The 24,759-nt window shown below is 66.8% G+C and carries 1 protein-coding gene (cut by a window edge); it reads right to left on the bottom strand.

Annotated elements, in window-relative coordinates; all coding sequences use genetic code 11:
* Nucleotides 1-60 precede the first annotated feature (60 nt).
* Nucleotides 61-24,759, bottom strand: the 3' portion of a protein-coding gene (locus BM198_RS26610; RefSeq protein ID WP_074973714.1) for an Ig-like domain-containing protein. It continues 18,165 nt past the right edge of the window; only the last 24,699 of its 42,864 coding nucleotides appear in the window; the start codon falls outside the window, past its right edge; it ends in the stop codon at nt 61-63.

The raw sequence follows: 24,759 nt of genomic DNA, 5'->3' as shown, positions 1-24,759 counted from the left end.
TTTAATCGCGGGTGCGATATACAGGTCGGGGCCCACTAGATACGTGACCCAACTCACAATTCAAGCGGGCTCGATATCAACTGGCCATTTCGGCTGGTTCTGGAAGCCCTTGACCTTCACCGAAATCGCCTTGACGCCGATAGGAACGTCTCCCAGGCGTTTCACATGGCCCGTCTTCATGTCTATCAACCCCAGGCCACGACGCAGTGCGCCGTCCACTTCATCTTCAACCAGCACGACCACTCCCCCAGCCTGAGGCAGGTCGTCCATGGAGAGGATCGCCGGCTCCGCTCCAAAATGCTCGTCGAAGCTAATTTCGAAGAGGGGCTCCCAGTCATTACGCAGGTTCAGACGCATCAACCCACACTCATTCAACAGCAAGGGTCGACCACTCCAGAGTGCCAAGCCCACTCCGCAACGCGGGTTTACCGGAACCCGTGAGAGCTCACTGTCCGTACTTCCATCGCGCGGCAATTGGACGACCTGGCGAATCATGAGTACGTCTTGAGGAACACCATCGTCGTTCTCGCTGAAAGTCTTGTACAGGTAGTACGTACCGTTCCCCTGGGCATCATCCAGGATGTCGGCCGAACCGTTTGTCCAGAACTCCCCCTCCAGTCGCTCCGCAGTGGAGGGGCTGAAGGCGCGATAAACGACGCCGTCCGGCACCGCCCTATTGGCGAGCCAGAGTTCGCCGTTATTGGTGAAGTCCAGGCTGGTGTAGGTACTGTCTAGCTCACCGATCAGAGCAAGGCGGCCGTCGAAGCCCTGCTGCTTCAGGAGTCGGGTCGTTTCGACCCCATCGGCATCCTCGATCGCATAGATCTCGAACTCGGGGATGGCAGCCGGATCGTTAGGGGCGCTGCCCAACTGGACCTCCAACGCATCGCCGAAACGATCACCATCGGAGTCCCTGCTATCGGAGCGGGAACCGTGCTGGAACTCCGCACTATTGCAGAGCAGGTCGAGGTCATCGTCCTGGCACGGCGTGAAGTTGACGATGCGGGCACGATCCGCCGCCGCAATGCCTGACAGCGTTGTAGTGCCCAGGCTCTGGATCATTGTTGCCATGCTCTGAGCACCACCTTGCAGGTTCTCCATCGCCAGGAACGACATGACCACGCGGTGATCATTGGCCGGGATTTCGAACCTGTAGCCGACATGCCATCCGTACTCGGAACTACTGAAAAGCTCGTTGCTGCCGAGCGAGCCACGCCCTGCCAGATCGGCGAACACATGGACGACCGATGCAGGGCTCAGGGTTGGCACTTCGCCCTCGTCCACATACTTCCGCAGGCTGAACCAGCCGTCCTCAGCCGTCAGCGCCTCATCACCACTGGATGTCTGCTGCTTGTAGCCTTTCCACCAGGAGGTAGGTTTCGAAATCAGTCTCGGGGAAACCGTACGCGGCTGAGCCCCGACGTTATAGAACCTGTCCAGCACTCGTACATAACCGCTTCCCGATGCGGGTGCGTAGTACTCACGACTGACCAGCAACCCACTATCGACTGCCGTCAGCGGTCCCCGCCATATGGGCTCCTCACCCATACGCGCGTAGCGTCCTTGTCCATCGTCAAACGGCGCGTCGCTAGAAGCACCGCCTTGCTCGCCACCCAGCGGATCAAGGCTGAGAGCGAACCGTACGCCAAACTCATTGTCTTGTCCGGGCTCACGGAAACCCAAACGCCCAGCAGCATCTACGTTCACATCGAAGCCGGACTCCGTGGCCAGGTAGAGGTCGGTTGCCCTCTCGACCGGTGCAAGGTCATCCGCTGGGTTTTCAGGGTCGGTGCCGTCCACGAAGAGTTCATCGCCATCGCCCCGACCGGCACCATCGCTGTCGTACTTGGTGGGTGAAAGCCCCAACGCAACCTCGAGCTTGTCAGGCAGGCCATCACCATCACCGTCCAACTGCCGCGGATGAGTGCCCAGGCGGAACTCCTCGAGGTTAGTGAGGCCGTCCTGGTCCTCGTCGCCATCGGGGCTTGTGCCCTCCATGCCGTAGTCGACTTCGAACTTGTCCCCCATTTCGTCACCATCACTGTCCGGTCGATCCGGCAGGGTGTTGTGGACCTTGATTTCCTCGTAGTCATTGAGCCCATCGCCATCGGTGTCCACCTTGAGCGGGTTGGAAGCATGCGCCAGCTCTTCCGAGTCATTGACCCAATCGCCATCGGTGTCGGCGCGAGTCGGATCGGTATGGTGGATGTGCACCTCGTCTCCGTCGCTCAGTTCATCCCCATCCGTATCCGGGTTTTGCAGGCTGCTTCCGTACTCCTGTTCCTCAAGGGCCGTCAGTCCGTCGCCGTCGCGATCCTCATGGGCGACCTCCGGCTCCGGCACCAACGGATTCAGGCTGTACATGGCGCTGCGATTGAAGAGTTCGAACCCATCGTTCAGCAAGTCGCCGTCGCTGTCCTTGAGGTCCGGGCGGGTACCCAGCAGCGCCTCGTAGATATCCGACAAGCCATCACCGTCACTGTCCGGATGCCCCGGTAGACGCCCTACCACCATCCGATAGTTGCCCTCGGCAGTTGGCTCGTAGGTGATGGTGTAGCCATTCAGGTTGACCTCACAGTCCCACTGCTGCTCGATGGCGATGTTCCGATAGACCTGGCGACCATCCACGCTCAGCAGGTTAACGCTGTCATCGGCGCGCTCCCTGGTGCGGTCGTGCAGGAAACGGCTGTGGCGCTGCTCACAGTTCCATCCTGTCTGTGGAAGCTTGTAGTAACGGTTCTCGATGCGCCCATCACGGTGAATCACCATCTGTAGATCCACTAGGTCGTCCTGTACCTCCCTTCTGACCAGCCAGGAGGTCCAACTCAGTACCACTCGGTCCTCAAGCGTCGCGACATGAAACGCATGGCGGAAGTCAGGATCAGTCGTCAGCGGCTGCGTCGCGATGTTAAGGATCTGCCTTCCAATTTCCACCTGAGCCTGGTCGACCAGGACCGTCAGCGTTTTTTCGGCAAATGCGAAGTCGGTGGGCAATTGCAGAGTGACCTCGTTAGCGTCGTAGCGCTGCCCAAGGTCGCCGCTCAACGGCTCTACATAGCTATCGTCGACATACAACTGCAGGTCTTCGGCCTCATGGGGGCCGTCTTGCCGCAGTTGAACATCGATTTGTCCAACCACGGGATAACCCAGGACCTGTTTCTCGGCCTTGACGATCCAGTAGGCATTCTTATGGCGATTCACACCCTCGAAGAGGAAGCGCCCATCCTCCCCGGTGGTCACGACCCGTTCATCCCCCAACAGGCGTGCCATGAAGGCAGGCACCTCACCACCACCGACGGGCTCCAGGGTCACCCGGACATCCGCCAGGGGCACATCCAGATCGTTGACGATGCGTCCGCTGATGCTGCTCAGCGGTACAGGCAACACGTCGATATCAGCGCTCTGGACACCGACGTTGCGATTGCTGTCAGTGGCCCGGACCTCAAAGCGTACAGGCCCCTCCCCAGGCAACGTCAGGTGCTGGTAATGCTGGCCAGCGCCCTCGAACACTGCCTGCTGCTCACCGTTCATCAGCAACTCAACGGTGCGGACCACTCCAGCATCCTCGACCGCCATTTCGATACCGACACTCTCATCGGGGTAGTAGGGGCCATTGCTGAGATTGATAGTGACGGTCGGCGGCACGGCGTCCGGGACCTTGGGCTCGGGGTCTCGCCCGTCCGGGATACCGTCTTCGTCGAAATCCGGGTTATCCGGGTTCAGGCCCAGGGGTACTTCGTCGGCATCGATCAGGCCATCGCGGTCGGAGTCAGGCAATCCAATCAGGTTGACCAAGTCACGCGCCTCTTCTCGCGTCAGACCGGAATCCCTGTGGCCATCCGACGCCAGCGCCATCACCACGCGTCCAGCTTCCGCCCGGCTCTTGTGCTGAACGGCGTAGTGCATGAGTACCTGACGGGTATGAGGCGGGATCGTCAGGTTATAGGTGATCTCGTAGCGCCCGCCCTCGAGCGTTACCGCATCCGGACGGACCAGTGCATCACGGCTGGAGAAGACCAGCCCTACAGCCGGGCTACCGGCACCATCCTTGCTGTCATCGATCAACAGCCAGCTATCGGTGGCGGCAAAGGCCTCATAATCCGACGACTTCATGACTACGGTGGTATCCCCCGCAGAGCCCAGGTTTCCAGCTATGCGAACCGGTACGGTGATAGCGTGATCACCGGTGTTCTCGATCCGCTCGATGAAGCGCGCGTAATAAGCATCTTGCGGCACATAGACGGTCCGGCTGACCCGCAGCCCTGCCAGATCCTCAGCGAACAACGTGACCTCGCGCCCGGCCAAGCGCTTCCATCCCTGGCTGACATAGGGGAACTCACGCCCGTTGACGATCAGGTTCTGGGCGCTGTCGAATGCATTGTCAGTGCCGTCGTTGATCGCACCGTTGCTCTGGATATCCCACCAATAGGCCTTATCTCGAATGGAATAGATGAAGTTTACATCGCCCTCATAGCGCAATTCAGACTCAGCAATGGCATCACTGCCTATACGGGTATTGGCCTTTAGCACCAGGGGCTGGAGCTCTACGCTCTCCGAACCCTCTGGCATAGGCATTCTCAGTGTCGCGACCATTGGTTGCTTGCCGAACAGCGCCGAGGCCCGGATATCCAGCATGGTATCGACTGCCGCCTGAACCCGGGCCAGGTAGCGCCCCCGCTCGTCGGTCACGATTTGCTCGTCTTGCACCTGAACCCATGCTCCGACGACAGGATTGCCCAAAACATCCCGAACCTGCCCAGACACGCTCAACTTGGGCACGGTAACAATGGCGACTTCGACTTGATCGGTGTACGCGTTCCCATTGCTATCGGTGGCACGCACCTGCAACAGGGAACTGTGATTGGGCAGAACCACGGTGAAGGTCTGGCTGCCACCGCTGGTGCGGGTTTCACGCAGCAGGCCGTCCTGCAGCAACTCCACCTTGGTAACCAGACCGTCGTCAGTGATCAACGCCGTGATATCCAGCGGGTCACCGGCATAGAGTCGGAAAGACTCGAGCGGCTGGATCTCCACATGCGGCGCGGTGGTGTCAGGCACCATCGGTTCACTGTCCTTGCCGTCCGGAATGCCGTCATCGTCGGAGTCAGGGTCGGTCACGCCGGTTCCCAGGCGTTCTTCATCGGCGTCGCTCAGCCCATCCTCGTCCTGGTCAGAGAAAGCGAAGAAGTTCACCACCTTGCCCGCCAGGGCCGGGTCCATGTTGTCCAGGCCCAGACCCTTGAGGCTGCGCAGGCGGGCGCCGGTCTGCATGGCGGCATCGACTGAACCTTCCAGGGTGGCGAAGTGCATCACCACGCGGCGTTCACCCGCCGGAATGCGTACCTGGTACTCCGCCTCCCACTTACGACCGTTGCGGGTGACCAGGCTGGTGCCCTGGCGACGGTTGGCGTTGCCGCCCAGCACATGGAGTAGCACCGGGCGGGTCGGCTTGGCGGTATCACGCAACGCCAGGTAGTCGTCGGCGGTGGTCAACTGGTCATCGCCGCTGCTGGTAACGATGGCGGTCTGGGCGTCGTTGGCACCGTAGTAGGACTCCAGGCGCAAGGTGACCACCTGCTCGGTGTTGCCCGGATTATCGAGGATCTCCAGGTAACGGGCGTAGGCACCGCCGGCGCTGGGCACCAGCACGCGCCGGCTGACCACTAGGTTGTCGAGGCGGCGACCTTCATAGTGATACTCGCGACCGTTGGCACTGGTAGTCGCATCGTTGTACCAGTAGTTGTAGCGCTCGCCGTTGATATAGAGCCGGAAGGCCCGGCTACTGTTGATGGCATCGCCCGTACTGCTCAGACCATCACCATTTTCAGCGAAGGTGAAGCTGCGGTTGTTCTCGTCGCTCAAAGAGTGGTGGCCGCCCACGTTTCGACGGTCGTCGCCCGCCACCTTGGGGTTGGTGCCATCGACAAAGCGCTCGTTGATATCGCGGCGGCCACCGTCGTCGCCGTCTGCCTTGAGCGGGTCGCTCGGCGGCGTGCCCAGTACTTCCCAGCCGTCCAGCAACTCATCACCGTCGGTGTCGACGTTGCGCGGCAAGGTGCCCGCGCGGAACTCGGCCAGGTTGCTCAACCCATCGCCGTCAGTGTCATCCTGGGCACTGACGCCCAGCAGGTTGTTTTCCACCTCGAACAGGTCGGGCATGTCGTCACCGTCACTGTCCGTTTTCAGCGGGTCGGTGTGGTGCAAGTTGAGCTCGTCGTAATCGCTGAGGCCGTCCGTGTCGCTGTCGGCCAGGTCGGGGCGGGTGCCCAATACCAGCTCTTGCGGGTCGGTGATGCGATCGAGATCGGTGTCTTTCGTCAGCGGGCTGGAGTGGTGCACCAGCACTTCGTCGCCGTCCCACAGGCCATCACCATCGGTGTCCTTCACACGTGGGTGACTGCCAGCCTCCTGCTCCTGCAGGTTGCTCAGGCGGTCCTCGTCGGTGTCTGCGGCCGCTTCACCCTGATTGCGCTGCGGATCGAAGCCGTAGCGCACCTCGAAGCCATCCCACAGGTCGTCACCGTCACTGTCCCGCTCCAACGGCTTGAGCCCCAGCACGACCTCCCTTGCGTCAGGCAGGCCATCACCATCGGTGTCCACCTGGGTGACCCAGTTGACGATATCCCGATGCTCCTCAATGGTCAGGTACGGTTCTTCGACGTCCACACGGGCCAGTTGCTCAAGGGTGCTGCGAGCCCGCTCGCGGCTGGCGTCCTGCACCAGGTACTGCACCAGCACCTGGCGGCTACGCGGCGCCAGGGTGACTTGGTACCTGGCTTGGTAGCGGCCCCCGCCGTAGGAGGTGGCAATCGGCCGAAGCGGAGCATCCGGGCTGCCGAAGAGCACTCCAGCAGCCTGCGCACCACCCTCCGGATCCGCATCGTCGGCAAGCAGATAACTGTCTTCCGGGTCGAAGGCCGCGTCGCCAGATGAGGTCTGCAACACAGGGCGGTTTGAGTAGAAGCTGCCGGACACATAGAAGGGTACGGTCACCGGCTGTTCGCTGGGGTTCTCCAGCACGCTGATGAAGCGGGCGTAGTTCTGGTTCTCCGGCACATAGGCCTTGCGGCTGACCCATACATTGCCAAGCTGCTTGGCGGGGTAGATCAGCTCGCGGCCATCCATTCGCGTGCGGTATCTGTCACTGCTGTAGCTATAGCCATTGACGTCGAGACGCTGAGCACCACTGAAGGTCCAGCCGTTGGCGTAGGCGCCGTAATCAACGCCACCGCCACTGTTGAAGTCCCAACGGACTTTGTTGAACACCACACGGCTGAACGAAGTACTCTCCTCTTCTGCGACCGCGTGGCGCTCTTCGATCGGCTCGAATGCCGTGCGGCCGTGGGCGGCCAGTACCAGGTCGCCAATATCGGAGCTGCCACCCCGGACCAGTTCGAACACCTCGCTGGCAGCGGAGACCGGCTGGTTGCCGAAACGTGCCTCGGCCTTGACCCGTGGCTCCAGCGCCAGGGTGGACGCGGACAGGGTGAAGCGGCCCTTGCTGTCGCTGGTCACGGTAGCCGAGGAGGGCATCGGGCCAGTGCCATTGCTGAAGCTCACCTCATCCACAAAGGTCCAGGGGCCGTTGGCCCGGAAACTGAGGCGCACATAACGGCTGTTGATGTCCAGGTCGGAGAGAGTCAGTTGGCCATGCGGCTCACGGGACTCCTGCTCGCGGTTGTTGCTATTGCTCGCCGGGGTATTGAGGGTGCCGACCGCAACCCACTCATCCCCTACCTTCTGCAGAACGTCGAAGGAGGGGAGTACCACGTTGCTGAGACTGTCCTGGGTAGCGCCGACCGCGACGGTGGTGACATGGCTCACCTGCCCCAGGTCAAAGTCGATGTTCTGGGTACGGGCAGTCCAGCCCAGCCACTCATGGGCTTTGCCCATACCCATGTCAGCCACGAGACCTGCCGCCCCCAACCGACCATCGATCAACTGCCGCCCGCTGTCATCGCCATAGCAATAAGTGCCGCAGTTCGTGCCCTGGTCCAGGCTGTAGGAAACCGGCCTGATACGCGCGGCCTCGTAGCCGTCGACCAGGGTCACCTGGGCACCTTCCACGGCGCGGCCGTTGCCATCCAGCACGCGGCCGGTGACCTGGGTGCCGGCATCATCCACCAGGCTCAGGCGGCGCACGCCGCTGCGGCTCTCGTTGCCGTTGGTGTCGCGGGCGCTGACTTCGATGTCCAGGTGCGCACCTACGGCTGGCACGCGGATCACGTGTTGGTAGGGCGCGCGGTCATAGGTCGCCACGGCCACGCCGTTGACATGGAAGGTCACGCGGGTCACACGGCCGTTGTCGCTGGCGTCGGCGCGCAGACGCAGTTGCTGACCGTGAACCAGGCTGGTGCCGGCGACCGGGGAAACCAGGTTCACCGTGGGTGCTTCGGTGTCCTTGACCTTCGGTTCGCTATCCTCGCCATCCAGCAGGCCATCGCCGTCCATGTCGCGAACGATGGGGTCGAGCCCAAGCGCCAATTCCTCAGCGTCGGTCAAGCCATCGCCGTCGGTGTCCTTGAGCTTCGGATTGGTCAGGGTCTCCAGCAGTTCCTGCTTGTTGGTCAGCCCGTCGCCGTCGTAATCCTGGTTGGCATCTTTGGGGTTCAGGGGGTCGAGGATATCGGCATAGGGTCCCTTCAGCTCGATGAAGTCAGACAGACCGTCGTCATCACTGTCCGCGAGATCCGGGAAGGTGTGGTACTGGTTGATCTCGTCGTAGTCGGAGATGGCGTCGTCATCACTGTCTGCCTTGCGCGGCTTGGACTTGTGTCGGACTTCCTCGGCATCCAGTACGCGGTCGTAGTCGCTGTCCTCGCTCAGCGGGTCACTGTCGTGCGTGTTGACTTCGGCACCATCGGTCAGCGTGTCTTCGTCGCTGTCCGGCTGGCGAGGGTTGGTACCCAACGCCTGCTCCTGCAGGTTGCTCAGGCCATCGCCATCGCTATCAAGGTTCTGCTCACCAGGTACCAGCGGGTCGAACCCGTACTTGACCTCGAAGCCATCCAGCAATGTGTCGCCATCCCAGTCTTCATTGAAGGCACTGGTGCCGTGGGCATATTCGTAGATGTCCTTGAGGCCGTCGTGGTCGCTGTCCTTGAGGGTCAGCTCGTGCATCATCACCAAGATGCCTGGGTGGTAGAGGGTGAACAGCGGATCGCTATCAGCTGGACGGGAATACTCCGTCGGCGTGAAACCGAAGTAAACCTGGCCTGCACCGTAGGTGTAGCGAATGGCGGTGACCTGCTTGAAAGCACGCTCCCCGGTGAACATCAGCGGCACAGTGCCAGGCGCGAGTGTGTCCATCGGCATGTAGGCGTGGCCGGAATAGTTGTTGTTGCGATAGGGCCACCAGGAGCCGACGCGGCTTTCGCTGGCATCGGACCAGCGCAGCACCGGCGTCAAACGGTTCGAGCTGCCCGTCCACACCGACTCCGCGGGCTGGCCGGGAACGTCCGCCAGTACTGCATTGGAGCTGGTGTTGTAGTCCTCGTTGAACAGCAGCGTGCCGCCGTTCTCGACGAAGGCAAAGACCTTGGCGCGGTTGTTGGAATAGCTGCTGTTGCCAAGGTAGTTCCGCGAGCTGTCCACCATCAGCATGTCGAGTTGCGACAGATCGAAGCTCGCCAGGTTGCTCACCTGAACCGGCTCATAACCGGCCCGCTCGATGACCAACCGTTGCGACGGCTGGCCAGCATCGAATCGGGCGTTGTAATAACCCACCCGTACCTTCGGCTGCTGCAGCGTGATGGTGCCCACATCGGTGGTGCCATTCCAGATGGGCTCGACGGGTGCGGAGACAGCGGTTACAGCCTGGCTGCCAAGCAAGCCACTGGCAATGACGGAGACCTGGCCAGGTGCTACCGGTACCCGGGGAATAACGAAGCGGCCATCGTCCTGGCTCACGCCCGTGTTCCCACCGGCATCGAGTTGGGCTCCGACCACGGGCTGCCCCGCGCTGCTCACCACACGACCGATCACCGTGGTCAATGGGTCATGCACCAAGGTGAAGGCATGCTCACCGCTGCTGCCAACGTTGTTGTTGGTGTCGGTAGCCACGAACTCAAGACGCAGGCCATCGGCATCACTTGGCAGAGTGAGGGTGTAGTTGAAGGGTGGAGTCGTGACCAAGGCAACCTGAGCACCATTGACACGGAACGCCACCTTGGTAACCCGGCCATTGTCCTGCAGGGTCGGCACCAGGGTCATGCGCTGGCTCTTCAGAAGGATCTGGCCAGGCTTCGGCGTCTCCAGGCCCACACGAGGCGGCTGGGTGTCCTTGACCCTCGGCTCCGCATCTTCATCGTCGCGCAAGCCATCGTCATCGGTATCTTTTAGCAGCGGATCGGAGTCTTTCTGATCCACTTCGACGCCGTCCGACAGGGTATCGCCGTCACTGTCAGGTTTATCGATGAAGGTACCCAGCAGGGCCTCGCGGGTGTTGCTCAGGCCGTCACCGTCCTTGTCGGCCTCACCGTCAGCCGGATCACGAGGATCCAGACCCATCTTCAGTTCGAGCGGATCAGGAATCTTGTCACCGTCTGTATCCTTCAACAGTGGTGAGGATGACGGAACATTTCGCACCTCTTCGCCATCGGTCAGGCCATCCCCGTCCGTATCCTTCAGCAGGGGGTCGGTGCGATGGGTCAGGACCTCCGCCCCATCGGACAAGTCATCGCCGTCCGTGTCGTATACGCGCAGCTTGGTACCGGCCTTGGCCTCTTGAAGGTTGGTCAAGCCATCGCCATCCAGATCCTCGTCGCCATCCGGGATGCCGTTGCCGTCCGAGTCGGGCAGCGTCGGGTCAAGGCCGGAGGTTTCGAGTTCCACCTTGTTGCTGAGGCCATCACCATCGAAATCGCCAACCGGGTCGAAGACCTGGAGTGTCAAGGTATTGCCCAGCACCACCGGCTTGGCCGGCGAGCCCGGCAGGGTGCCGGTCAGCGTCAACGGCAGCAGGGCGCCGTCAGCGATCGGGTCATTCGCGGCGTCGAAGAATGCCGGAACAATGAAAGGAGCGTAGGTCCAGTCGAAGCCCTGGGTGACGTCCCCCAGCTCTGCGCGCCCGTTGTAGACGTTGTACCAAGCGATATCGGCCTTCTTTAACGGGACGTCTATCTTCTGGTTTGCCAGGACCTTGAGAGGGCTGGCGACGCTGAACAGCGCATGAGGCGCACACAGCTCAGCGCCCTGCTCACGGACCTGGTCGTCGCGGGCAACGCCGCGCAGGCCGGAGCCGGTGGTGTCGTAGCGGTAGCAACGGCCCAGGGCCAGCGCGGGTTGCGCGTCGAAGCTCAGGGTGCGGCCGTCGCTGCTGAGGGTGGCGCTGCCGCCACGTGCCGTATTGCCCTCAAAGAACTTCAGGGCGTCGCCGCTGGCCAGGCGCACCGGCTCGTCGAAGTCGAAGTAGGCATGCAGCGCGGTGCCCTGGCGGGCCTCGATCAGGGCGCGGACGACTTCCGGCGGTTGCACGGTGAAGCTGATGCGGAAGCGGCTGGTGAGGTCCAAGTTCGGCAGGGCCTGCACCGGGCCGGCCAAGCTGACGGTGACTTCCTCGAAGATTTCGTCGCTGATAGCCATCCAGCCCAGCCCGGCGTTCAGCTGCACGGTGGCGCCACCCGCCTTGCCATCCACCAGGGCGGAGCCGCTGGCCTGGACGTTGACCGCCAGGTTGGCGGGCTTGCCGTCAATCTGGGTGATGGGGTTGCCGAAGCGGTCCTGCAGCATCAGTTGCAGGCGCACGTCCTGCTTGATGCCCCGGTTCAGCACTGCACCGTCTTCCTGTACTCGGCCCTGGTCATTGAGCAGGCGCAGGTGGCTGGCCACGGCCGGCAGCACGGTGAGGTCGAGCTTGCTGTGACAGCAGCTGATGCTACCGCGGCCGTCGTAGGTGTAGCGGATGCTGTTGCCGTTGCTCGACAGCGGCAGGCTGAACTGGCCGGCCTTCTGGCCGACCTGCAGGTTCAGCCGCGCGCGGCCGTCCTTCACGGTCACCTGCACCCGCTCCACGGTCTGGCCGTTGAGGGTGGTACTGCCGATCTGGATGCCGGGGCCTGGCCGAGCATGGTAGTCGGCCGCCGGCAGGGTCAGCACCAGCAGGCTGCTCTGGTCGTCGGTCACCGGGTTGAGCACCAGGTCCTGGGACTGGATGTCCAGCGCCACGGTCTCACCTGCCTCCATTGGAGGCAGGTAGCTGAGCAGCAGGTTGCGGGTCGGACCGGCGAGCAGGCCGATGGCCTTCTCAGCGCGGGCCACCTGGGTGAACTGAGGCAGGTCCGCCCACAATTGGTAGTCGCCCAGGCTGCGATCAGTGTTGAGGGTCAGGCTGGCGTAGCCGCCACCGTCGCTGTTGCTGATGCCGAGGTTCTCCACGTAGCCGTCGGTCAAGCGACGCAGACGCCATTGCACCGGCTGCTCCGGCACCGGGCGCGCGGCAGCGTCGAGCACCTGCACGCGGAAGACCGGGCGCTCCTGCACCCGAGACTGGTCGGGGTTGTCGCTGCCCTGCATGGCCTTGAAGCGCAGCTGGTTCGGCGACTGAGTCAGGGCTACAGCGTATTCGCGGCTGAGGGTCTGCTGGCCGATGCGGTCAGTGAGTTCCACCTGCACGCGGAAGCTGTCGCCCGGTAGCGCCGCCTCGGGCATGCGCAGATCGCGGCTGTGACCGTTCCAGTAGGTGCCGTTACCGCACCGGAAGTTGCCGGTGTCTTCGCGCAGGCAGTTGAACAGTTCCTTGCGCTCGCTGCCCACCAGTTGCAGTACGCGCAGGCCCAGGCCGCCGGTGTCGTCCAGGGCGTTGAGGTTGTTCAGTTGCAGGGTGACCAACCCGCCGTAGACACCACGGGCCGGCAGGTTCAGTTGCAGGGCAGCGGCGTCTGGTGCACGGTCACGGAGCACACGCAGGGTCTGCACCGGGGATTCGCTGACCTGGCCGCGGTTGTCGGTCAGGCGCACCTTGAACGGCTGGTTGACGCTGCTGACGACGCGCTCGGTGCGGCGGTCCTGGACGCTGAAGCTGCGGTTCAGACTGGTGCCGGTGACATCGTAGTGGTCAGTGAAACCGTTCCACAGCAGATCGACGCCCTTCAGGCCGACGTCGTCGCGAGCGGCCAGCTGGACGTCGAAGCGACCGCGTTCGATCACCTCGGCCGGCAGGTTCAGGGTGGTGACCTCGGGGAAGGCGTCGTCGATCACGGTGACGCGCAGCTCGGCGCTGGTCACGTTGCCGGCGCGGTCACGCACCTCGACGTTGTAGACCTGCTCGCCAAGGCTGGTGGCGGCATCCTGGTAGCTCAGCTGGTTCTGGCCGAAGGCCACCGCCACCACCTGGCCGTTGCGGATCAGCGAGGCCTTGTCGAGGGCGCCCTCCTCGTCCGCCATCTGCGCGGTGACGGTGAAGGGGTAGCCGCGCACGGCCTGATTCTTGTCCTTGAACACCGCGCTGCCCTGGTAACCGAGGCTCACGGTGGGGGCCTTGGTGTCCTGGTGGCGGTAGAAGCGCTTGGCCGCCGACTCGGCGCTGTTGCCGAACACGTCCACCGCGCGGGCCTTGAGGTACTGGCCGGAGAAGCTGCCGTCCAGGGCCAGGTTGGCCTGGTAGGGCTGGGCGCTGCGCAGGGCGACGCGCTGCCAGGGTCCGTTGCCGTCGGCGGCGACCAGGAATTCCACCTGGGCCAGGGGCTGCTGGCTACCGCTGACCTGGGCGCTGACGGTCAGCGGCAGGGGCAGCCAGGAATGTTCGTCGGCCACCAGGGCGATGCTGAAGGGGTTGGCCACGCCATCGCCCGGCTCCATGAACAGGTCGCGGGCGCTGCCCTGGCGGATCACCCCGAAGGCGTCCTCGACGCGCAGGCCCAGCGCCAGGGACTGGCCGCCCGGCAGGCTGGCGGGCAGGCGCAGGCTGGTACGGCCGAGGCCCTGGCCAAGGGTGCCGGCCGTCTGGCCGTTGATGCTGAATTCGACGCCCCGCAGGCCGTCTTCCGCCAGGCCAAGGGCCAGCGCCTGGGCCGGTTGCAGGTGGCTGCCGGCCAGGGGCTCCAGCAGCGAGGTGGTGCTGGCGCCGAGGCCGTAGGGCAGCTCATAGACCAGCACGCCCTGGCTGCCGAGGCCGACGGCCAGGCGGTTGTTCTCCACCGCCAGGGCGCTGACGCGCTGGGCGAGACGCAGCTCGCCACCGGCCATGGCTTGGCCGCTGGCCGGGTCCAGGGCCAGCAGGCGCACGCCCTGGGCCTGGGGTTGTTCGATCCACAGCAGGTTGCCGCCCAGGTACAGCTGGGTGACGGTGGCGCCGGCCAGCAGTTCGCTGCGCTGGCCACTGCGCAGGTCGTAGCGCCAGGCACGCTCGGCGGAGAGGTAGAACAGCGCATCGCCATCGAACGCCAGTTGACGGACTTCGCCACCGAGCTGGGCGCTCAGTTCGCTGACCGGCTGGCGCGCGTCGCTGCGCAGGTCCACCAGGAACACCCGGCCGCTCTCGCTCAAGGCGGCGACGCGGCTACCGTGGGCCGACAGCTGGCGCAGGCTTTCCTGGGCGTTGACCAGCAGGCTGCGGCGGCTGGCCGGGTTGGTCAGGTTGTCCAGGGGGGCGATCAGCAGGCTGCCGCCGCTGGCCACCAGCAGTTGGCCACGGGCGATGGCCAGATCATTCACCGGGGTCTGGGCGAAGACGGTCTGCGCCGCCAGGGTGGAGCGCGACAGCGCCACCACCTGCTGCTGCTGATCCTGGGCGAGGAACCACAGGTCACCGGCACTGGCCACCTGGCTGGCGGCCTGGGTGAAGGCCTGGCTCGGGTAAAGGGTGGACTGCCAGGTGCCGGCGTCGTCCTGGCGCAGCAACTGGGCGCCGAAGTTGTCGGCGGCGACCAGTACCTGGCCGTCACGCAGGCCCAGGTCTTCCACGCTGCCACGGGTCGGGGTGGCCAGGCTGCGGCTGTCGTGCAACAGGTGGAAGCCCGCGCTACCGGCCTGCGGACGCAGCACCAGGCCTTCGCTGCCGCCCAGCCAGAGGCGGCCGCCGGTCCACTGGGCCGCGGCCACGGGCGCGTTGCCCAGGCTCCAGTCGGCGATGCGCTGGCGGGTGGCCAGGTCGATCAGTTGCAGGCGGCCGTCGGCCAGCGCCAGCAGTTGCCCCGGCAGGGCGAACAGGCGCTTGGCGGCGGTGCCCAGCTGTACGGAGGTGCCCTTCAGGCCGGCGTCCAGGCGCCACAGGCGGCCGGCGGCATCCGACACCTGCAGCTGGTCGCCGCTGCGGGCCATGGCCAGCAGGTTCTCGCCGTTGAAGCTGGCGATGACCTGGCCGCTGGCGGACAGGCGCAGGACCTGGCCGGCGGTGAGCACCAGGAAGCCGTCGTCGCGGGCCAGCAGTTGGCGGACCTCCGCGCCCAGGGTCTGGGTGCCGGTGGCCTTGAGCTGGCCGCCCAGGGCGTCGAACCAATACAGGTCGCGACCACTGGCGCCGAGGACGCGCTCGCCCTGCACCGCCAGATGGTTGATCGGGGCGGCCACGGCCAGGCTGCCGGCGCTGCGCAGGCCGTCCTGCGGGTCCAGCAGGGTCAGGCCGAAGCCCTTGATGCTCAGCAGCAGGTAGCGCTGCAGGTTGTCCATGGCGGCGATGGGGCCATCCATACGCTGACGCAAGCCCTGGGCGTCATGCAGTTCGGCACCTGTTGCCAGCCAGTAGCCCCCCACCTGGGGCAGCATCAGGTCGAAGGGCAGTCGCACGTTTTCACGCTGTAGACTCCAGGCATCCACCACCGGCGCGCTCCAGCGCCGCTCCTGGCGGTTGCCCAGCTCATCGTCGATCAGGGCATGCACCTGCAGTTCGCGGATGTCCTTCGGCAGGCGCAAGTTAAGGCTGCTGTCACCGCTGGCCAGCAGGCGATTACCACCGTCCAAGGCTTGCAAGCTCATGCGGAAGCGGCTGGCGTCCACGCCGCTCAGGCTCAGGTCCACGCGGCTACCGGCGTACAGCAGGCTCGGCAGGCCAACGAGTTGCGGCTGGGGCAGTTGCTGGGCCGGCGCGACGCGCAGGTTCAGCTGCTGCTCGCTGTAGTGGAAGTCGCCCGGGAAGTAGGCGCGGGCGCGCAGCACATAGCTTTCCTGTACGGCCACCTGGGGCAGGCGCAGGCTGAAGCGGCCCTGCTGGCCGGCGTCGAGGATGCGCTGCACGGACTGGCCGTTGAAGCTCAGCAGTTCGATCTCCACCCAGGCCGGGACGTCGCCCACCTGGTAGGCCAGGGACAGGCTGGAGCCTTCGGCGAACACCTGGTTGTTGCCGGCACCGCTCAGGGTGACGGCGCTGGTGGACGGGTTGGCCTTGGTGAACAAGCCGATCTCGCGGGCGCCGGCCGCATCCTGCCAGGCGTAGCGGGCTTCGCCGCTGGCGGGCAGGCCGATCCAGCTGAAGCGCTGGCGCAGGCCATTGATGCCGGGCTGCACCTGGCCCTCGCGGGACAGGGTGGCGCCACGGCCGTCGCTGCCGGCAGCGAACGCGGCGGCCAGCGGCAGGCGGGCTCCGGCGGCGAGGACCGCGCCCTGGTCGGGCGTCAGTTCGGCGGCGGCATGGGTGGCTGCAGGTACGGCCAGGTCCAGGGCCTGCTCACCGGCGTGGTCCTGCAGCACCAGGCGCAGGCTGGCCGGTGGGTTGGCCAGCAGCCAGGCGCGGCCTTGGGGGAAGGCCTCGCCCAGGTAGGCATCCAGTTCGCCCTGGTACCAGAAAGCCTGGGCGGCCAGGGGCTTGTCGGCGCCATCGCGCAGGCTCAGGTCGGCCTGGCCGAGCGCGGCCTCGGCGGCAGCGGGCAAGCCGCCGACCAGGACACCGAAGGGCAGGCGCACGGCCTTGGCGGTCAGTGCGGCAGCCGGTGCGGCGGCCACTTTCAGGGGCTCGACCACCAGGTGCTGCACGCCATCGCGCAGTTGCAGGGACACCAGGCGGCCGGCACCGAAGGCCAGGTCCTGGCGTTCGCCCGCCAGGGCGCCCAGGCGCTCGCCGTCACGCCAGGCCTGCCAGCTGTCACCGTGCAGGTCGTTGCTTACCCGCAGCCAGGCCAGTTCGCCGTCGAAGCGGGCACGCTGCACGCGGCCGTCGACAGCCAGCACGGTGGCATCGCCCAGGCGCCAGCCGTCGGCATCCAGCACCGGCGTGTAGCGGGCGGCTTCGGTGGCGGTCCAGGCCAGCAGGCGCTCGCCGTCGAGGGCGAAGCCCAGGCGGCCCGGCAGCGCCAGGCCGGCGCGGCGCACCAGTTGCGGCAGGCGGCTGTCGTCCAGCTGCAGCCATTCCAGGCCCTTGTCGGTCAGCACCAGCAGGCGCTGGCCGTCCAGCTGCACCTGGCGGATCTCGTCGGCGAGGCTCAGGCCCACCAGCTCGCTCATGGCGCCACCGTCGACGGCGTAGCCGCCCAGTTGCTGGCCATGGCGGACGTACAGCAGGTCGCCGCTGCCGCCCAGCAGGGTGCCGGCGATGGGTTGTTCCACGGCGGCCAGCCAGGCGCCGTCCTGCCAGCGCCAGAAGCGCAGGTAGTCCTGGCCGTCGCGGCGGACCTGGGCCGCCAGGCCGGTGCCGGTGAAGGCCAGTTGGCGGACACGGCCGCTGTCGCGGCTTTCCACCAGGCCGTCGAGGGTACGGATGCGGTAACCGTCGCGCTGGGCGTTCTCGACCCAGGCGGCGCCCTGGGCCAGGCCCGGCAGGCGGGTCAGGTGGCCGGCCTGATAGCCGGTCTCGATGGGCTCGCGACGGCTTTCGGCCTGCAGGTAGGCCAGCTTGGCCAGGCTGCGGTCCAGTTGTTTCTCGTGGCCGGAACGGTCGCGCAGGGTCGCGGCCAGGCGCAGGCCGGCACCGTCGAAGCGGCTGTTCCAGACCTGGCGCTGGTCACCGAAGGCCAGGCGCGCGGCGGCGCTGCCGGCATCGGCCGGGTCGAACAGGTCGAGACTCGAATCGCGGCTGAAGTCGGTCATGCCCGCCGGTGGCGGCGCGTCGATCCACAGCTGGGTGCCCGCCAGCAGGGTGCTGGCCGGTTGCAGCAGCAGGGCGACGTCCTGGTCGATGCCGTTGTCGGCGTGCAGGTTGAGGATGCGCTGGCTGCGCAGGGTCTGGCCCTGCCAGGTGGCTTCGAGGCGCAGCACCAGCACGCCATCGGCGGCGACCTGGGGCATGGGCACGGCCAGCTCCACCACGTCGTCGCCGTCGGCGGCGCGGGTCAGGCTGCGCGCCGCCGGGTTGCCCGGGTGCTGCGGGTTGCCGGCGATGTCGAGGTTCAGGGTGGCCTGTTCGAGCTTGCGCATGCGCACCCGCACCGGGATAGTCTCGCCGGCCTGGACGTCGAGGCCGTCGGCCGGGACCAGGAAGCTCAGTTCCGGCGCGCCGCTGCGGCTGTCGTAGGGCTGCAGGGTGACGCTGGCCGGCGCGCTGGCCAGGCCGTTGAGGTCGATGGCGCGGGCCACCACGTGGATCGGCTGGGTGGCGTCGGCGGCGACCGGCAGGCGCAGGCGGCCCGGGTCGGCGAGGCGCTGGCAGGCCTGGGCGTCGGCGAAGGTATCGGCGCTGCGGCTGTCGACGCAGGCTTCGACGCGGTCGATGCCGTAGCGGTCGTAGCTGCGCAGGATGACCTCGGTCACCTCGCCACGGGGCACGAACTCGCCGTCCAGCGGCGCGATGATCGACAGCTGCGGCGGGGTGCGGTCCGGCTGCAGGTCGTAGCCCACCTGGAAGTAGCGGTAGCTTTCCTGGCCGGCCAGGCCGAAGCCCACGCGCAGCTCGGCGGTGATCGGGGTGGCCGTGGTCGGCGCGCCCGGCAGGTCGCGCAGGCGCGGGTGCGGCAGGCTCAGGCTGGCCAGGCCGCTGGCGCGGTCGAAGGTGGCGGCCTGGTAGCGGCCGTCCAGCAGACGGACCTCGGTGCTGCGCACCAGGTCCAGGTCGCCGCTGATGGCGAAGCGCAGCTCGGCCGGGGTGCTCTCTTCCACCGGGGTCGGCAGGGTGCTGAACGAGGCCAGGCCCAGGTCCGGGGCGCTGATGTCGGCGTCGAAGCGGCGGTCGACGCTGTTGCGGCCGTCGCTGGCGCGCAGCAGCAGGCTGAAGCCCTGGTACTGGCCGTTGAGATCGAGGCTGAACTCGCCCTTCTGCACCGGCACCCAGTCGGTCTTCCAGGTCTGGCCGCCATCGGCGGACAGGCGATAGGCGAAGGCGATCTTGTCGGCGGCCTGCAGGTTGTCCTGGGCGCTGACCTTGAAGCCGTAGCGGTTGCCGGTCTTCAGGCGCACCGCCGGGCTCAGCGGGCGACCATCCTGCAGCGCGATCTGCAGGGAGTCGTAGCGCGGCGCCAGGCGGTCTTCGGCCTGGAACACGCCGTTGTAGGCGCCGGCCTTGATCAGCGTGTTGTCGCGGGCCGGGTTGCCGGCGGCGTCGCGGATGCCGCTCAGGGCGATCTGGTAGAGGGCGTTGGCCTCCAGCTGGGCATCGGCGCGCAGGCGCAGCTCCAGGCGCTTGCCCTGGGCGATGAGCGGCTGGAAGCGGGCGCTGACGTCTTCGCTCGGCTGGGCGTGGGTCTCGTAGTCCTTGAACACCTTGATGACGCTGACGCCCTGGGCCTGCAGCGGCTCGTCGGCCTCCAGCACCAGCGACTGCGACGCGCCCAGGGCGCTGATCAGGCGCACGCTCGGGGCGGTGTCGTCGATGGCGGTGAGCCACTGGGCCGGGACGCTGTCGACGCGCTCGCCGCTGGACTCGCGCACGACCGAGACCTGGTACTGCCAGCCCGGCTGGCTGGGCGGGGTGACGAAGTTCAGGCCGTCGTCGACCAGGGTGAAGGCCACGCGGTTGCTGGCGGTGGGCTGGATGCCCTGGCCGGCCGGGTACCAGTGCAGGCTGAGACCCTCGGACAGGCCCTGGGCGGCGATGTGCACCTGGGTGCCGCCGGCGTCGCTGACCACCGCACCGGCGGCATGGGCGGACTGCACCGCGTCGATGGCCAGAGGGGTGACCACGGCCAGGGCGGTGGGCAGGGTGGCGCGTTCGTCGCCGTAGCGGGCCTGCAGGCTGTAGAGGCCGGCCTGCTCCATCTGCAGGCGGAAGCTCAACTGGTCGCCGGTCGCGTTGGCCTGCAGCTGGCTGCGGCCGAGCACGCGGTCGCCCACCTGGAGTTCGTCGATCAGGTGCAGCTGGCGGCCACGCAGCACGTAGTCGCGCGGTACGCCGCTGATGCTGCGGTTGGGTTGCAGGCTGTCCAGGCGCACCTGGGCGGCGCCGAAGAAGTCCACGGCATCCACCAGCCACGGCAGGTCGATGTTCACCTCGGCGCCCTGCAGCCAGTCCAGCGGTGCCTGGCTCAGTTGCAGGCGATAGAGACCGGCCGGCTGGAAGCTCGGCTGTTGCACCAGGGCGCGCAGCTCGCGGCCCAGTAACTGGGAGTCGCTGGCGATGCTCTCGCCGCTGGCCGAGGACAGCGCCAGGCGCGCCTCGCGCCAGGCGTATTCGGCACCGGACAGGCGCAGGCCCACCGGCTCGTCGGCGGCGGCCAGGCTTTCCGGGGCCAGGCCCCAGGCGTTGTTCAGCGGTACGGCGGCGTTGAAGTAATTGCCGCCGTTGCTCCATTCCAGCAGGTCGCCGTGCAGCTCCAGTTGCCCCAGCGAGCCCACCTCGGCGCTGCCGACGGTGATCGCGGCCACTTCACGGGCGACCAGGCGACGCTGGGCGTCCAGGTCGAGGTCGAGCACCTGCAGGCGGCCGTTGTCCAGCCAGGCCAGCAGTTCGCCCTGGCTGGTGAGCTTGCCGATGCGGGCGGGGAGTTCCAGCTCGCCGAGCACCGGCTCGCCACGGCCGCGCAGCAGGGCGGCGCGTTGCAGCACCTGCAGCCCGGAGGTGCCTTGCAGGTAGAGACGCGAGCCGTCGAGCCACAGGGACCTGGCGCCGGCCAGGCCGTGGACCTGGGTGGCCAGCAACTGCGACGGGTCGCGCACGTTGCGCACTTCCAGGCGGTCGCCATAGAGCAGGTAGAGGGCGCGACCGTCCAGCGCCAGGTCGACCAGCGTGCCGGCGGCGAGGGTCAGCTCCTTCAGCTCGGGGCCCTGGACCTGGCCGTGGAACACGCGGTTGCCGGACTTGGCCAGCACCAGGTCGCCGGCGATGCGCACCTTGTCGTAGGCGACCTGGCGGCTGTTGGCCAGGGCCGGCAGCGCCTGGGGCGAGTAGAGGTTGGCCAGGTCATAGACCTGCAGGCGGGTCTTGTCGCCCAGCACCGCGGCGTAGCGATCGCCCAGGGCCAGGTCGACCAGCTCGGCGGCGGCCTGCCACTTGGCCAGCAGTTGCGGCGTGCTGCCGTCGCGCAGGCTGTAGAGCTGCACGTCGCGACCATTGCCGGTGAGCAGCAGGTCGCCCTGGCGGCGGAACTGCTGGACGCTTTGCAGCTGGCGGCGGGCCGGCAGTTCGATGCGCAGGCTGGCGTCGCTGGAAAGATCGCCCGCGAAGCCCTGGTTGCTCACTTCCACCAGCAGCTGGCCGAGGCTGTTCTCCGGCACGGCGAAGCTGATGAGATCGGCGCGTTCCAGGCGGGTCTCGGCGATCTGCCGGCCGTTGACCCGGACCACGGTGGATTCGCCGAAGCCACGGCCCTGCAGGCCGATGATCTCGCCGGCGTTGTAGGTGAAGCGCTTGGCCTGGGCATTGAGGGTGCCGGCCAGGCGGTCGTAGAGGCCGGACTGGTCGATGCGCGGATCGGCCACGTAGGTCAGGGCGGCGCCACGGAAGACTTCCTGGCCGCCCTGCTTCAGGCGCAGGCCCACCGGCAGGTTGCGGTCCGGCGAGGCCACCAGGCCCGGGACGCGGAAGCGCAGCTGGTTGTCGTCGCGATGCAGCACGTCGGCCGCCGGCACGCGCTGGCCGCCCACCTCGATCGCCAGGCCCTCGGCGAAGTTGCGGCCACGCAGGGTGACCTCGGCACCGCCCCGCCAGCTGGCCTGGCGCGGGGAGACGCTGTCGAGCTCCGGCAGTTGCTGGTCGTCGGCGACGAAGCCGAAGCGGTAGTCGTGGCCCAGGGTGCGGCCCTGCTGGTCGCGCAGGGCGGCGCCCAGTTGCACCTGGTACTGCTTGCCGGCCTGCAGCGAGGCCGGGCGCAGCACCAGGCGGCCGACGCCGACCTGGGCCACCTGGGCCGGGACCGGGGTGCCGTCGAGCAGCAGCTGCACCAGCTGGCTGCCCTGGTCGCGCAGCTGGGCGTTGTCCAGCAGGCGGTTGAACTGCACCTCGATGGCGCCGTCGCGCGGCAGGCGGCCGGACGGCAGCGGCTGCTGGGACAGGATCGCGAGGTTCTGGTAGGCCAGGGTGTTGAGGCTGCCGCCCAGGTAGTTGCCGGCGTCGAGGCTCGGCAGCGGGTTCTCCGCGGGCGCGCCGTCCAGGTAGACGAAGGCGCTGCCGGCGTAGAGGGCCTGGCTGCCCAGGGACAGGCTGTTGACGTTGCCGAGCACGCTGAAGTAGTCGCGCAGGCCGATGCTGGCGCGGGCATTGCCGTTCAGCCACGGGGAGATGTCGAACAGCTGCACGTCGCCCTGGCCGCCGGCCACGTAGAGGGTCTGGCCGGCGAGCTGCAGCTGGCCGGCGAACAGGTCGCCACGGCTGACCAGGTAGGTGAGCTTGAGGTCGGCCACCGGGGTGGCATCGTCGCTGCGGTCCAGGTTGAACAGCTGCACGGTGGCGTTCTTGCCGCTGGAGACCAGCAGGCGCTCGGGCACCACCAGCAGGTCCTCGGGCACGAAGGGGTTGCCGGCCTGGTCGCGGGTGGCGACGCGGCGCACCACGCGGAATTCGCCGCTGGCCAGTTCCAGTTCCACCAGCTGGCGCTGTTGCGGCAGGGTGGCCCAGAGGCTGGAGCCGGCCAGGCGCAGGCGGCCGGGCACGCCGCCCAGCTGCTGCACGCCGATCAGGCCGAGGTCGGTGAGCTTGAGGTCCTGGCCGATGCGGTACTGGCGCACGCCGTCCTTGTAGGCGACGTAGAGCAGGTCGTCGCGGCTGGCCAGGGCGTTGATCTCGCCGGCCATGTCCAGTTCGGCGAGCTTCTCCGGCGCGGCCGGCAGGGTCAGGTCGAACTGCAGCAGCTTGCGGCCGCCGGCGACGAACAGCTGGCGACCGTTGATGGTCAGGTCGACGAAGCCGCGCGGCGACAGGCCGTTGGGCGCTTCGTAGTGGTAGGCCTTGGTCTGGCCGGCGAACTCGCGGGTGACGATCACCGGGTGCACCGGGTCGCTGATGTCGGCCACCAGCAGGCGCGCGGCGTTGCTGGTCAGGGTGGCGACGCGGCCCTGGCTGTCGAGCTTGTCGAAGCTGCCACCGGTGACGGCGTACAGCAGCTGGCTCTCGGCGCCGTCGAGGCGGGCGATGGCCGAGACCGGGCTGGCCATCTCGGCCGGCAGGTTGACCGAGCCGGTGGGGATGCCGGTGTAGAAGTAATCCACCGGCGAGTCGCTCTGCTCACCCGGGAACAGCTGGCTGGTGGCGGCGACCTTGGCCTTGCCGAAGCTGCCGGCGGGCGCGCGCACTTCGGCGCGGTTGCTGCTGAGGATCTTCAGGTCGCCGGCCAGGGCGCCGGCGAAGCGCACCTGCATGTAGTGGTTGAAGCCACGGCCGTGCAGGGTCACCAGGTTGCCGCCCTGGGGCGGGCCGGTCTGCGGCTGCAGGTCGTCGATCTCGATCTGCGGCAGCACGGTCATGGCGCCCTGGCGCAGGTAGGACAGGCGCTGGTCGATGCGTTCGACCTTCACCGCGAGGCTGGCGCTGATGCCGGCCATCTGCAGGTCCGGCACCTCGACGCGCAGCTGGGTGTCGCTGAGTTCCAGTATCTGCTGCGGCTGCAGGCGGGTTTCGCCCAGCCACACCGCCAGCTGGTCGGCGGCGACGCCGAAGCCGCTGCCCTTGATCACGGCGATCTCGCCACCGGTGGCGTGGAAGTAGTGCAGGCCCGCGACGCCGGCCGCTTCGCGCTGAACCTGGGTGACCTGCGGACGGATGCCGGTGAGGCGCTCCAGCTGCAGCACGAAGGCCTGGCGCAGCGCGTGGCCGGCCAGGTCGGTGAGCGCGGTGCCCACTTCGATGCGCAGCGCGCCCTGGTAGTCGCCCTTGAAGGCGATCTGCACCTGGCCGCCACGCAGGGTGTTGGTGCCGGTCATCTCGAAGGCGCCGGCCGGCAGCGCTTGGCCGCCCTCGCCCAGCACGCGGATGGCCTGGGCCAGGTGCGCCGGGTCGGTGTTGATCAGGTTGTTGAAGGCGATCTGCACCGATTCGCCGCTGCCGAGCACGGCGCCGTTGCCGGGGGTGGCCGAGGCGACGGCGAGGTAGGGCGAGGTGTTGATCTGCACGCCCTTGCCGTTGCCCTGCATGACCTGCCCGCCGACGCTGAGCAGCTCGCCGCCGGTCTTCTGGTTCTGCCAGTAGATGGTTTCGTACTGGCCCTGGGCATTGGCTTCCAGCAGCAGGTAGGTGTCGCCGGTGCCGACGCTGATCAGGCCCTGCTGGACCTGCAGGGTCGGGCGGCCGAGGGACGCGCTGATGGAGTCGCCGGAGACGGTGCCGCGCTCGATGGCCTGGACGCGGTAGTCGAGCTTGTCGCCGAAGTCCTTGAAGGTGGCCAGGTGCAGCTGCTTGTCGCGCAGGAACAGCACGTACAGCTGGCCGTTGAGCCATTGCAGGTCCACCGGCGCGCCCAGCAGGTCGGCGCGCAGGCTGCCGTCGAAGGGAATGCTCGGCAGCGGCGCCTGGGCGCCCAGTTCGTTGCGGCC

This window comes from Metapseudomonas otitidis (assembly GCF_900111835.1).
GTDB classification, from domain to species: domain Bacteria; phylum Pseudomonadota; class Gammaproteobacteria; order Pseudomonadales; family Pseudomonadaceae; genus Metapseudomonas; species Metapseudomonas otitidis.
This window is presented reverse-complemented; position numbering and strand designations above follow the sequence as displayed.